This is a genomic window from Pantoea sp. JV6, assembly GCF_025910055.1.
In the GTDB taxonomy this organism is placed as follows: Bacteria; Pseudomonadota; Gammaproteobacteria; order Enterobacterales; family Enterobacteriaceae; genus Pantoea; species Pantoea agglomerans.
The window spans coordinates 25,140-37,187 of record NZ_JAPCIM010000001.1 but is presented as its reverse complement, the minus strand read 5'-3'; the positions used below and the strand labels follow the sequence as shown (position 1 = coordinate 37,187).

Annotated in this window: 12 protein-coding genes; 9 read left to right on the top strand and 3 right to left on the bottom strand. The window is 57.3% G+C overall.

Annotated elements, in window-relative coordinates:
* The first annotated feature begins 56 nt into the window (after positions 1 to 56).
* The 3 genes from OK412_RS00170 (at position 57) to OK412_RS00160 (ending at position 2,315) form a co-directional block, all read left to right on the top strand.
* Positions 57 to 302: a YmjA family protein gene (locus OK412_RS00170; RefSeq protein ID WP_010672163.1), complete on the top strand. Its 246-nt coding sequence runs from the start codon at positions 57 to 59 to the stop codon at positions 300 to 302.
* 343 nt (positions 303 to 645) lie between these two features.
* A complete protein-coding gene (locus tag OK412_RS00165) occupies positions 646 to 1,134 on the top strand; it encodes a cold-shock protein (RefSeq protein ID WP_010257735.1) in 489 nt (162 codons plus the stop codon).
* Positions 1,135 to 1,460: 326 nt separating this feature from the next.
* Positions 1,461 to 2,315, top strand: a complete 855-nt coding sequence (locus OK412_RS00160; RefSeq protein WP_033786757.1) for a PA4780 family RIO1-like protein kinase — start codon at positions 1,461 to 1,463, stop codon at positions 2,313 to 2,315.
* Between the two features lie 67 nt (positions 2,316 to 2,382).
* On the opposite strand, the gene mgtU is transcribed toward OK412_RS00160, so the two are convergent.
* Together mgtU and mgtA are read right to left on the bottom strand one after the other, a co-directional pair.
* Positions 2,383 to 2,469, bottom strand: a complete 87-nt coding sequence (mgtU, locus tag OK412_RS23490) for a magnesium transporter protection protein MgtU (RefSeq protein WP_413231031.1) — start codon at positions 2,467 to 2,469, stop codon at positions 2,383 to 2,385.
* 10 nt (positions 2,470 to 2,479) lie between these two features.
* Entirely contained in the window at positions 2,480 to 5,182 is a 2,703-nt protein-coding gene (mgtA, locus tag OK412_RS00155) for a magnesium-translocating P-type ATPase (protein WP_264352558.1), read from the bottom strand.
* Between the two features lie 658 nt (positions 5,183 to 5,840).
* Here mgtA and OK412_RS00150 point away from each other — a divergent pair.
* From OK412_RS00150 to speG, 6 genes are all read left to right on the top strand, one after another.
* The gene (locus tag OK412_RS00150) at positions 5,841 to 7,409 is read left to right on the top strand and encodes an ABC transporter substrate-binding protein (protein WP_022624076.1); all 1,569 of its coding nucleotides are present in this window, start codon (positions 5,841 to 5,843) and stop codon (positions 7,407 to 7,409) included.
* Entirely contained in the window at positions 7,409 to 8,461 is a 1,053-nt protein-coding gene (locus tag OK412_RS00145) for an ABC transporter permease (RefSeq protein WP_010257745.1), read from the top strand. Before OK412_RS00150 ends, OK412_RS00145 begins: the two co-directional genes overlap by 1 nt.
* The gene (locus OK412_RS00140) at positions 8,458 to 9,315 is read left to right on the top strand and encodes an ABC transporter permease (RefSeq protein ID WP_010257750.1); all 858 of its coding nucleotides are present in this window, start codon (positions 8,458 to 8,460) and stop codon (positions 9,313 to 9,315) included. Before OK412_RS00145 ends, OK412_RS00140 begins: the two co-directional genes overlap by 4 nt.
* Positions 9,305 to 10,135, top strand: a complete 831-nt coding sequence (locus tag OK412_RS00135; protein ID WP_264352557.1) for an ABC transporter ATP-binding protein — start codon at positions 9,305 to 9,307, stop codon at positions 10,133 to 10,135. The genes OK412_RS00140 and OK412_RS00135 overlap by 11 nt, the downstream gene beginning before the upstream one ends.
* The gene (locus tag OK412_RS00130) at positions 10,128 to 10,805 is read left to right on the top strand and encodes an ABC transporter ATP-binding protein (protein ID WP_264352577.1); all 678 of its coding nucleotides are present in this window, start codon (positions 10,128 to 10,130) and stop codon (positions 10,803 to 10,805) included. Before OK412_RS00135 ends, OK412_RS00130 begins: the two co-directional genes overlap by 8 nt.
* A 262-nt stretch (positions 10,806 to 11,067) precedes the next feature.
* Positions 11,068 to 11,613 carry a spermidine N1-acetyltransferase gene (speG, locus tag OK412_RS00125; RefSeq protein WP_003850356.1) on the top strand — a complete coding sequence of 182 codons (546 nt, stop codon included), beginning with the start codon at positions 11,068 to 11,070 and terminating at the stop codon, positions 11,611 to 11,613.
* Here speG and OK412_RS00120 read toward each other — a convergent pair whose 3' ends face one another.
* Positions 11,614 to 12,033, bottom strand: a complete 420-nt coding sequence (locus OK412_RS00120; protein ID WP_010257757.1) for a hypothetical protein — start codon at positions 12,031 to 12,033, stop codon at positions 11,614 to 11,616. It abuts the gene before it with no gap.
* Positions 12,034 to 12,048 lie beyond the last annotated feature (15 nt).

Genomic DNA, 12,048 nt, shown 5'->3' with positions numbered 1-12,048 from the left:
CCGGGCCACAATGCCCTGCCAACGCTTAAACCCAAACTCAACTCTGCGGACACCCTATGAATAACGAAATCTCTCTCAAATACTATGATGTCGCAGATGAGTATGCGACGGAGTCCGCTAAGCCGGTGAGCGAAGCTGAACGTACCCCACTGGCGCATTACTTCCAGCTGCTGATCACCCGTCTGATGAACAACGAAGAGATCAGTGAAGAGTCGCAGCAAGATATGGCGCGTGAAGCGGGTATCGATGAGCAGCGTATTGATGAAATTGCCGAGTTCCTGAACCGCTGGGGCAACGAGTAACAGACGCTCACCGGCAGACGAGCTTTGCGCAGTTCGCCGGTTAATCTGCCTGACTCAACAACCTGATTCGACACAGCGCCGGTATCCCCGTAACAACGCCCAGTGCTGACAGCCACGTGTATCACGTGGCTGATGTCCGTTCCCGGCTCTACCGACCCATCACTTCGTCTTTATCTGCCGCTACACACACTCCATCACACACGCCTTCATCTGCCACAAAGCCCCCTTCCGCCGCTCACCCTCTGGCGCACCTGAAAATTATCATCCAGACTTATATAGTCTGCGCAGGCATTGTGTTTTACACTGCGCGCTGTAAAAAACTGAGTAGATTAAGCAGGCAAAAATGGCGATGAACGGAACAATCACAACCTGGTTTGAAGATAAAGGTTTTGGCTTTATCAAAGATGAAAACGGTGATAACCGCTATTTTCATGTGATTAAGGTCGCCAATCCTGATCTGATCAAGAAAGATGCGGCGGTGACGTTTGAACCCACCACCAACAACAAGGGCTTATCCGCCTATGCGGTGAAGGTCGCCCCGACCAGCAAATACATCTATATCGCAGGCGAGCGGCTCAAGATCACCTCGATTAAGTCTTATCTGGTCTACAACGAAGAAGTGCCGGTCGATGCCGGTGTCGATAAAGAGAACGCGGTGTTGTCAGTGGGCCTGTTGCTGAATAATATCCGGCCGAAAACTGACCCGAACGCCAATGAGATGCGCTCGCTGAAAAAGCTGGCGGTCACCACCTTCCAGGGTACGACACTGATCTTCTCTGAAGATGAGATCGACATTGAAAGCACGGTTAAAGTGCTTAAAGGTCTGAAGTAATCCCGCAGGCGGGCCGAAATTCTGTTGGCAGAATTCCGGCTTTCAGCCTCCCGCCAGCCTGCTATTCAGGCACATTTCTCTGACACTAAATCCCCGCCCACAGGGCTGTTACAAGACAAAGCGTTGCTCTGGCGGATAAAACCTTCCTGCTCTCCCCTCTAATCCATTGTTTATGATAAAACAAAGGTCAAAAGCGCAGCTCATCAAGGTTCATCCCCACAAAGCGACTTTCCAGGGTAGAATTAGAAACTTTGTTCAGTCATTGCCAATGTTTTCCATCATCGCAAAGTGATACGAAAAGCGGGTGAAATAAGGTATAAAGCCGCATGAAAATCCCAAACAGAATCCAGCCCCTGGTCGATGACGGCCTGATTGACGATGTCCTGCAGCGGCTGAAAAGCGGCAAAGAAGCAGACGTCTATACCGTGCTATGCGGCGGCAAGGTGCAGTGCGCCAAAGTCTATAAAGAAGCGACCCAGCGTAGCTTTAAGCAGGCCGTGCAGTATCAGGAAGGCCGTAAAACCCGTAACAGCCGTAACGCCCGCGCCATGCAGAAAGGCACAAAGTTCGGCCGTAAGCAGCAGGAAGAGTCCTGGCAGACCGCCGAAGTAGATGCCCTGTTCCGCCTGGCGAACGCCGGTGTTCGCGTTCCACAGCCTTATCTCTGCATCGACGGTGTGTTACTGATGGAGCTGGTGACCGATGCCAATGGCTCGGTCGCGCCACGTCTCAGCGATGTCTCTCTGTCTGAAGAGCAGGCGGTGACGGATTTCCACACCATGATCCGCAACATAGTCCGTATGCTCTGTGCCGGTATCGTTCACGGTGACTTATCCGAGTTCAACGTACTGCTGGATGAACAGGGCCCGGTGATTATCGACCTGCCACAGGCAGTTGATGCGGCGGCCAATAACCATGCCGAGTCGATGTTTGAACGTGACGTGGACAATATCACCTCTTACTACGGTCAGTTCGCTCCGCAGCTGCTGAAGACGCGCTACGCCAAAGAGATCTGGCTGCTCTATGAAGATGGCAAGCTCACCCCGGAAACACCGCTTACCGGGAAGTTTGTGGAAGAGGAGCGCGTAGTCGATATGGATTCTCTGATGGATGAGATCATCACGGCAGAAGATGAATATTACGAGCGCCAGCGCGCCAGCCGTGAGCGCGACGAAGAGTAACTGCATCAATAAAAAAAGGCAGCGAGTCGCCTCGCTGCCTCTCACTTACCGCACTATCACAACGCCATCACCGCACGATGACCGTCAGCACAATCAGAGTTAAGCCGATGATCATCACGCCGACAAATACCGTATCGAGCCTGCCTTTTTTCATCTTCTCCTCCCTAGAACCACTGACCAAAGCGACGGATATAGAAACGCTTCATGCCCTGCGCCACCAGGCAGTAGCTGAATAGCGTCAGCACCAGCCACGGGAAATATTGCCATGGCAGTGGCACCAGACCGACCATCGCACCCAGCGGGGAAAACGGGATCAGGATGCCCAGCGCCATCACCGCCAGCGTGGTCAGCATCACCGGTAAGGTGGCGCGGCTCTGGATAAACGGAATCTTCCGGGTACGCAGCATATGCACTACCAGCGTCTGTGACAGCAGCCCCTCAATAAACCAGCCGGACTGGAACAGCGACTGCACGCCTGCATGGTTAGCGCCGAAAACAAACCACATCAGTGCAAAGGTGGTGACGTCAAAAATTGACGAGGTCGGACCCATCCACAGCATGAAACGCTTGATGTTGCCGGCATCCCATTTACGCGGCTTATTCAGAAACTCACGGTCAACCTTGTCCCACGGCAGCGCCAGCTGGGAAACGTCATACATCAGGTTCTGAATCAGCAGATGAATCGACAGCATCGGCAGAAACGGAATAAAGGCACTGGCCACCAGCAGCGAGAAAACGTTGCCGAAGTTGGAGCTGGCGGTCATGTTGAGATACTTGATGATGTTGCCAAAGGTCTCGCGTCCTTTGAGTACACCCTCATTCAGCACCTGTAAATCCTTCTCCAGCAGGATGATGTCCGATGAGGCTTTCGCCACATCCGCCGCGCTGTCCACGGAAATCCCGGTGTCGGCTGCCCGCAGCGCAGGCGCGTCGTTAATGCCATCGCCCAGGAACCCGACGGTGTGACCGTTCTGCTGCATCAGCCGCACCAGACGGGATTTTTGCAGCGGCGTCAGCTGAGCAAACAGGATGCAGCGCTCTGCTTCCTGAGCCAGCTCATCATCGTTCATCGCCTCAATCTGATCGCCGGTCAGCATGGCCGGATCGGTCAGCCCGACATCGGCACAGACCCGCAGCGTCACCAGCGGATTGTCACCGGTCAGCACTTTCACCGTCACACCGCTGTCACGCAGGGCTTTAATCGCCTTACCCGCGCTGGCTTTAGGCGGATCGCGGAAGGTCAGCATTCCCTGGATAATCAGATCGCGCTCATCAGTGTCGCTGAGCGGCGCGTGTAGCTCGCCATCACGGGTTGCCACCAGCAGCACGCGATAACCCTGCTGATGATAGTGTTCAGTCTGCGCCAGCAGCGCCGCGCGCTGTGCCGCATCCAGTGCGACCACCGTGTCGCCCTGCCGCACGGCAATGCTGACGGCCAGCATCTTTTCCACTGCGCCTTTGCAGATCAGTTGTGAACGATGCTGAGTCAGATCTTCCACCAGCACCGACACCCGACGGCGGGTAAAATCAAACGGCAGCTCATCGATCAGCTGGAACTGGCTGCGCTGAGACTGTGAAATGACCTTGTCGCCCGCGCAGAGTAAGGCGCGATCCATCAGGTTTTTCGCGCCACTCTGGCTGCCGCTGTTGAGCCATGCCAGCAGCAGCACCTGTGCATCTTCGTTGCCTCGCGCGTCCAGATGATGCGCCAGCAGGATGGTGTCCTGGGTCAGCGTGCCGGTTTTATCGGTACAGAGCACATCCATCGCGCCGAGATTCTGAATGGCGTTGAGCTTTTTAACGATCACTTTGCGACGTGACATCGCAATCGCGCCCTTAGCCAGGTTGGCGCTGACAATCATCGGCAGCATTTCCGGGGTCAGCCCGACCGCAACGGCCAGTGCAAACAGCGTGGCATCCATCCAGTCGCCTTTGGTGAAGCCGTTAATCAGCAGCACCACCGGGACCATCACCAGCATAAAGCGGATCAGCAGCTTGCTGACGCTGTTCACCCCGCGGTCAAAGGCGGTCTGCGGACGGCTTCCGGTCAGCGATGAGGCCAGGGAGCCGAACCAGGTTTCGCCGCCCGTCGCTACCACGACTGCGCTGGCTGTGCCGCTGGCCACGCTGGTGCCCATCAGGCAGATATTCGGTGATGCCAGCCGCTCCTGAGCGGTCTGACCTCCGGCATCGATACCCGCATCGCAGCTCTGTTTCTCAACCGGCAGCGACTCGCCGGTCAGTACTGCTTCACTGATAAACAGATTACGTGAACTCAGCAGGCGGACATCGGCAGGCACCTGATCGCCGGTGCTGAGCAGAATGATATCGCCCGGCACCAGTTCGCTCATATCCACATCCTGACGCTGCGCGGTTTCGCTGCCCGGCTCACGGCGCAGCACGGTGACCTGGCTGCGCACCAGTGACTTCAGTGCCTGCGCGGCACGGTTGGTGCGAAACTCCTGCCAGAAGCGCAGCAGCCCGCTCAGCATCACCATGGTGAAGATGATGATCACGCCGGAAAGATCGGTCTCCTGACCGGCGCGCAGCGGCAGAATATAGTCGGTAAACAGGCTCACCAGCGCCAGGACCAGTAATACGTATATAAACGGGTTATTAAACGCCATCAGCAGCTGAATCAGCGCGGGTGGCGCTTTCTCATGCGCCACTTCATTACGGCCATACAAAGCCAGTCGTTTCGCCGCCTCAGCCTGGGTCAGGCCCTGACGCTGACTACGCAGGTTCGCCAGCGTCATATCAATGTGCTGGTCTGCCTGCTGCGCAACGGCAAACATTTTTTTACTTTTTTTATCATTACGGTTGCCGGATGAAGTGATCGCAACCTGTTCCAGTTTCATGTCGCTCATTTCGACATCTCCCTGATTTAAAGCAATAGTTGTCCTGCACGGGAAATAACGTGCATGGATAAAACCTGGCGTGGCCGGGTTATTTAATGGGGTGACTTTCAGAAACAGTCAGGTTATTCCGCCGGCGCGCTAAATAATGACGCGCGCAGGGTTACCTGACGCCGGTTATACGCGGCGTTTTAAAAGTCTGATATCAGCGATTGGGCGCAGCCTGGGCTACGCCAGACGGGGCGGAGGAAAAAGAGCGAATATAAACAGCAGCATAACGCGCACTCCTGGTGATAGCAGGATTAAAAATAAGGAGCGCGATCGTTAATTAAAGCGGGGATCGCTGCTCGCCGGTTGGCAAGCAGCAGAGGAAACTCAGCTTGCCAGAATAAAGGTTAATCTCGGGTGACTGTCCAACTGAATTCTCCTGAAGTTATCTGCCGCCATTATAAAGAGAGGCCGGCGTCGGTAAAGCAATAACGTATTGAATAACGGTTTCGTTGAGGATTTGTTTCTGCTCAGGTTGCCGCTTCGGTAACAGCGTGGCGATCTTCTTATAACCTCCAGGTAATGCTTATAACCTTTTGGCATATGATTAGCCCATATTCGACTATTCTTCGCATCGGCCCTTTCGTAAACTCGCGTAACTTTTTAGAGGCAAGGAAATTTCATGAAAACTATAATTCCATCACTGCTGGCGCTGACGCTGGCTGCCGCCTTCACAGCCCAGGCCGCAACACCAAAAGATACGCTGGTGATTGCACAATCAACTGACGACGCAGACAGCTTCGACCCGGCCAAAGGGTTTGAACTGACCAGCGTTCAGGCTTTTACGAACATCTATCAGCGCCTGGTGCAGTCTGACCCGCAGAATCCGGTGGATCTGAAACCTACGCTGGCCACCTCGTGGCAGCCCGGCAGCGACAACCGCAGCCTGACCTTTGAACTGCGTAAAGATGCGAAATTCTCTACCGGCAACCCGCTGCGTCCGGAAGATGTGATCTTCTCGCTGGGCCGCGTGGTGAAGCTGAACCTCGATCCCTCTTTCATCCTGACGCAGCTCGGCTGGACCAAAGATAACGTCGATGGCTTCCTGAAGAAAGTCGATGACAATCATGTGCAGATCAGCTGGACCGCCAACGTCAGCCCGACCTACGTCCTGAGCCTGCTCTCTGCCCCGGTTTCATCCATCATTGATGAAAAAACCGCGATGGCGAACCAGAAGAACGGCGATTTCGGTAACGCCTGGCTGGCCACCCACTCGGCGGGCAGCGGCCCGTATCAGATCCGCAAAGTGGTGATGCATCAGGTGGTGCTGCTCAGCGCTAACCCGACCTCACCAGCGGGCGCGCCAAAAATGAAGAACATCCTTATCAAGAACGTGCCTGAACCGGCTGCGCGTCGTCTGCTGCTGGAACAGGGTGATGCCGATATCGCCCGTAACCTGGGTGCCGATCAGATTGCTGCGCTGAACGGCAAACCGGGCGTGAAGACGGAAGCGATTCCCATGGCGTCGCTCTACTACATCCAGTTCAATATCGGCGCGAACGAGACGATGAAGAACCCGGCCTTCTGGGAAGCGGCACGCTACCTGTGGGATTACAAAGGCATTGCCAGTGAGTTGCTGAAAGGTCAGTTCGACGTGCATCAGAGCTTCCTGCCTAAGGGCTTCCTGGGCGCGATCAACGACACGCCATACAGCTACGATCCGGAAAAAGCCAAAGCGATTCTGAAGAAAGCGGGCCTGAACAACGTCACCTTCAAGCTCTCCACCAGCAACCAGCCGCCATATCTGGATATCGCACAGGCGCTGCAGGGCAGCTTCGCCAAAGCGGGCGTGAAAGTGGAAGTGGTGCCGGGTCTGAGCTCCGAAGTGTCGACCAACGTGAAAGCGCATAAATATGAAGCGACGCTGAACGCCTGGGGCTCCGACTATTTCGATCCCAACACCAATGCCGCCTCGTTTGCTTACAATCCGGAAGATGGCAGCAAAACCATCGCCTTCCGTTCAGACTGGCACATTCCTGAGCTGAACAAGCAGGTGATTGCGGCGACCGCCGAAAGCGATCCGAAGAAACGCGTGGCGCTGTATGAAGCGATGCAGCGTGAAGTAATGAAGAACTCACCGTATGTGATTGGGATGCAGGCGAAGAACCTCATCGCCCTGCGCGACAACCTGAAAGGCTATGTTCAGGGCATTAACCCTGACATGGTGTATTACTCGCAGGTCACTAAGTAATGGCACAGTCTGTTCCTTCAGCCGGGTTCGCCCGGCTTTTTTGGCAGCGTGGCGGGCGCCTGATCGGTAGCGTACTGTCGCTGCTGGTCACGCTGCTTGGCCTGCTCGCCTTCACCTTTATGCTATCGCATCTCTCGCCGATCGATCCGGTGCAGCAGATCGCCGGCGATCACGCCAGTGAAGCGACCTATGAGCAGGTGCGTCATGACCTGGGTCTCGACCAGCCGGTGCTGATGCAGTTCTGGCGCTACGTCGAACATCTGGCACAGGGCGATCTGGGTGTCTCCCGTCTCACCAATCAGTCGGTGAGCGGCGACCTGATGACCACCTTCCCCGCCACCATCGAGCTGGCGACCTGCGCGATGATCTTCGCAGTGGTGTTCGGTGTGACGCTGGCGCTGCTGGCTGCCTGGAAACCGGGCAGCTGGATCGATAACCTCGCCCGCTTTGTCTCGCTGCTGGGCTACTCGGTGCCGGTGTTCTGGCTCGGCCTGCTGGGCCTGCTGCTCTTCTATGCGGTGCTGCACTGGTCCGCCGGACCGGGACGGCTGGATGATATCTGGGTCTACACCCTGGAGCCGAAAACCGGCTTTGTGCTGATCGACAGCTGGCTGTCGGGTGAACCGGAGATGTTCCGCAATGCGATTGCGCACCTCTGGCTGCCGGTGGTGATCCTCGGCCTGCTGGCGATGGCGGGCATTACCCGCCTGCTGCGTGCTGCGCTGCTGGAAGAGAGCAGCAAAGAGTATGTGGTGCTGGCGCGTGCTAAAGGCGCGGGTCGGGTGCGCATCCTGCTGCGCCATATCTTCCCCAACGTGCTGGGCACGCTGGTCACGGTGATCGCCCTCTCCTACGCTACGCTGCTGGAAGGCTCGGTGCTGACTGAAACCGTCTTCGCCTGGCCAGGTGTGGGTCGCTATATGACCAATGCACTGTTCTCCGGCGATGTGCCGGCGATTCTGGGCTCAACCCTGTTAATCGGCAGCTGCTTTATCCTGATTAACACCCTGGCGGATGTTTTAACCTGGTTAACCGATCCGAGAACCCGATGACGCAACAACTCTCTGAACTCGAAACGCTGCGACCACGCCGTCGCCGTCAACGCGTTACCTCGTTAACCGTTGGGCTGACGCTGGTGGCGATTCTTATCCTGATGGCACTGCTGGCGCCGCTGATTGCGCCGTTCGATCCGAACGTGCAGACCATGTCGAGCCGTCTGCTGGCGCCGTCGGCACAGCACTGGTTCGGCACCGACGGCTTTGGCCGCGATCTGCTGTCGCGCGTGATTTACGGTGCGCGTCCGACCCTGCTGCTGGTATCGCTGATTCTGGTGCTGACCATTCCGGCCGGGCTGTTGATCGGCATCACCGCCGGTTACGTGGGCGGCTGGACCGAACGACTGCTGATGCGCATTACCGATATCTTTCTGTCACTGCCCAACCTGGTGATCGCGCTGGCGCTGGTGGCGATTCTCGGCCCAGGCCTGATGAACGGCGCGCTGGCACTGGCACTGACCAGCTGGCCGCCGTTTGCCCGTCAGGCACGCGCTGAAACCCTGGCACTGCGCCGCAGCGACTACCTTGCCGCCGCGCGGATGCAGGGGATTACGGGCTTTCGCCTGATGTTCGGTCATATCCTGCCGCTCTGCATGCCGACGGCGGTAGTCCGCGCCGCCCTGAGCCTGGGCGGGATTATCCTGGCTGCGGCCGGACTCGGTTTCCTCGGTATGGGCGTTCAGCCGCCGACGGCGGAATGGGGTTCGATGGTGGCCGAAGGCAGTAAAGTCATTTTTGATCAGTGGTGGGTTGCTGCTGCACCGGGCGCGGCGATTCTGTTTGCCAGCCTGGCCTTTAACCTGACAGGCGATGGCCTGCGCGACCGACTGGATACCCGTCATGCAAAATAATCTGCTCCATGCCGAGGGGCTGACCATTCGCAGCGACGATGCGCTGCTGGTCGATAACATCAGTTTTTCCGTAGGCCGCGAGCGCGTGGCGCTGGTCGGTGAGTCCGGTTCCGGCAAGTCACTGACCGCACGCAGCCTGATGGGCTTACTCTCGCCCGCGCTGCATCTGCAGGCCATCCAGCTCCAGGTGGCCGGTGAAAATGCGCTGACGCTAAGCGAGCGTCACTGGAACCAGCTGCGCGGTAACCACGTGGCGATGGTGATGCAGGACCCGAAGTATGCCCTTAACCCGACGCGCACCATTGGCTGGCAGGTGGAAGAGCCGCTGATCCTGCATCGCCGCCTGAGCCGTGCCGAGCGCAAAGAGAAAGTGTGTGAAATGCTGGATGCGGTCGGCCTGCCCGATCCGCGTCGTCTGATGCAGCAGTATCCGCATCAGCTCTCTGGCGGCATGGGCCAGCGTGTGATGCTGGCGATCGCCCTGATTACCGATCCGGACTTCCTGATCGCCGATGAACCGACCTCCGCGCTGGATCATGCCATGCGCGATCAGGTGCTGGCGCTGATCCGCGGTCTGGTGGAGGCGCGCAACATGGGCCTGCTGCTGATCAGCCACGATTTGCAGCAGGTTTCAGAACATTGCGAGCGGGTGATGGTGATGTATAAAGGCCGGTTGCTGGATACGCTGCCCGCCGCCGATCTGCCGCACGCTACCCATCCCTACACCCGCACGCTGTGGGCCTGCCGTCCGGGCAAAGCGACCCACGGACAGACTTTACCGGTGCTGGACCGCGCTGCGCTGGAGGCGAATGATGATTAAGCTGCAGAATCTAAGCGTCGCCCACAAACAGGGTTACGAGCTGCGCACCGTGGTGCATGAGGTTAACCTGGAGGTTAACGCTGGCGAGTGTTTTGGTCTGGTGGGTCCGTCAGGCTGCGGCAAGTCGTCGCTGCTGTGGGTGCTGGCAGGTCTGAACCCACACTGGCAGGGTCAGATGCAGCTTGCCGGTCACGAGGTTCAGCCGGGTAAAGCCTTCACCGGCGCGCTGCGTCAGGAAGTGCAGATGGTGTTTCAGGATCCCTATGCCTCGCTGCATCCGCGTCACCGGCTGCGTCGCACGCTGGCCGAGCCGCTGAAGCTGCTGAAACGCGACAATATCAACGATCGTATCGATCAGGGCTTCCGTCACGTCGGGCTCGATCCCGCTCTGGCGGATCGCTATCCGCATCAGCTCTCCGGCGGCCAGCGTCAGCGTGTTGCCATCGTGCGCGCCCTGCTGCTGCAGCCGAAGATCCTGCTGCTGGATGAGCCGACGTCGGCGCTGGATATGTCAGTGCAGGCGGAGATCCTCAATCTGCTCAACGATCTGAAACAGCAGGATGGTCTGACCATGGTGCTGGTGAGCCACGATCCCGACGTGATCGATCACATGTGCGATCGCGCCGTGCACATGTCGCAGGGTCGCATCATCGAACAGGTCTCTGCCTGAAATCAGGCCGGACGGCGTTGACCTGCCGTCCGGCGCTGCTGTATCCGCTGCACCTTTCTGTAACATCCCCTTCTTCCACCTTCAGTCTCATCCTCTCTATTGCCAGAACGGCGCGCTGTTCTCTTCCTCTGAGTCATTAGATTGCCACGCGACGCTGTAAACCTTTACAGGCTGAAGCAGGCACGCGAATGCGACAGCGCAAAACGCAGCGGCTGGCTGATGCGGTATACTCGCGACCATTATTTCATGAGAGGAAAAAGCAATGACGGTAAAACTACGTCCGCTGGAACGGGAAGACCTGCACTTTGTCCATCAGCTGGATAACAACGCCAGCGTGATGCGTTACTGGTTTGAGGAGCCGTATGAGGCGTTTGTGGAGCTGTCCGATCTCTACAACAAGCACATTCACGATCAGACCGAACGTCGCTTTGTGGTGGAGCACAGCGGGCAGAAAGCGGGATTAGTGGAACTGGTGGAAATCAACCATGTGCACCGCCGCGCCGAGTTTCAGATCATTATCGATCCGGCCCATCAGGGCAAAGGACTGGCAACCCAGGCGGCGAAGCTGGCGATGGATTACGGCTTCTCGGTGCTGAATCTCTACAAGCTCTACCTGATTGTCGATCAGGAGAATGAAAAAGCGATCCACATCTACACCAAGCTCGGATTCGAGATCGAAGGCGTGCTTAAACATGAGTTTTTCATCAACGGGGAGTACCGCAACACCATCCGCATGTGCATTTTCCAGCATCAGTATCTGGAACGCCATAAAACGCCAGGCGGAATGGTGAAGCCGACCGCGCAGTAATCAGCCGCGCGCGCCAACCGGGTTCATAAAGGGACGCGGGTGTTCAGGCTTAAGGTCGTACATGCCGCCATAGAAGGGATCGACCAGCAGCCAGCCGGGGAAGCCACCCAGCGGGATATTGCCCAGCAGATACCACAGGTTAGCGCGTGCCTCGATAGGCACCGTGACCGGCACGTAGCCCGGGCTTTCCAGCATCAGCAGGTAGTGCTTTTTGCCGAAGTAGCGGCCGGTAGATTTTTCCAGTTCAACGGTCTGCGGCGTGAAACCCTGCGCAACCGCATAGCCACGCTCATCCTGCACAGTGAAGCGCGCGCCCTGCGGCAAGGAGTCGATGCGCACCAGTTGGGTTTCATTGCCGACAATGGTGGCACAGCCGCTAAGCAGCAGCGCGGCGGCCAGGGCCAGAATTCGCTGTTTCATGAAGGGGTCCACAGA

Bases quoted from the DNA above. Each gene is read 5' to 3' on its own strand.
- OK412_RS00140 (WP_010257750.1), top strand. From the start codon at position 8,458: ATGACGCAACAACTCTCTGAACTCGAAACGCTGCGACCACGCCGTCGC.
- mgtA (WP_264352558.1), bottom strand. From the start codon at position 5,182: ATGAGCGACATGAAACTGGAACAGGTTGCGATCACTTCATCCGGCAAC.
- OK412_RS00130 (WP_264352577.1), top strand. From the start codon at position 10,128: ATGATTAAGCTGCAGAATCTAAGCGTCGCCCACAAACAGGGTTACGAG.
- OK412_RS00165 (WP_010257735.1), top strand. From the start codon at position 646: ATGGCGATGAACGGAACAATCACAACCTGGTTTGAAGATAAAGGTTTT.
- OK412_RS00160 (WP_033786757.1), top strand. From the start codon at position 1,461: ATGAAAATCCCAAACAGAATCCAGCCCCTGGTCGATGACGGCCTGATT.
- OK412_RS00150 (WP_022624076.1), top strand. From the start codon at position 5,841: ATGAAAACTATAATTCCATCACTGCTGGCGCTGACGCTGGCTGCCGCC.
- mgtU (WP_413231031.1), bottom strand. From the start codon at position 2,469: ATGAAAAAAGGCAGGCTCGATACGGTATTTGTCGGCGTGATGATCATC.
- OK412_RS00120 (WP_010257757.1), bottom strand. From the start codon at position 12,033: ATGAAACAGCGAATTCTGGCCCTGGCCGCCGCGCTGCTGCTTAGCGGC.
- speG (WP_003850356.1), top strand. From the start codon at position 11,068: ATGACGGTAAAACTACGTCCGCTGGAACGGGAAGACCTGCACTTTGTC.
- OK412_RS00135 (WP_264352557.1), top strand. From the start codon at position 9,305: ATGCAAAATAATCTGCTCCATGCCGAGGGGCTGACCATTCGCAGCGAC.
- OK412_RS00145 (WP_010257745.1), top strand. From the start codon at position 7,409: ATGGCACAGTCTGTTCCTTCAGCCGGGTTCGCCCGGCTTTTTTGGCAG.
- OK412_RS00170 (WP_010672163.1), top strand. From the start codon at position 57: ATGAATAACGAAATCTCTCTCAAATACTATGATGTCGCAGATGAGTAT.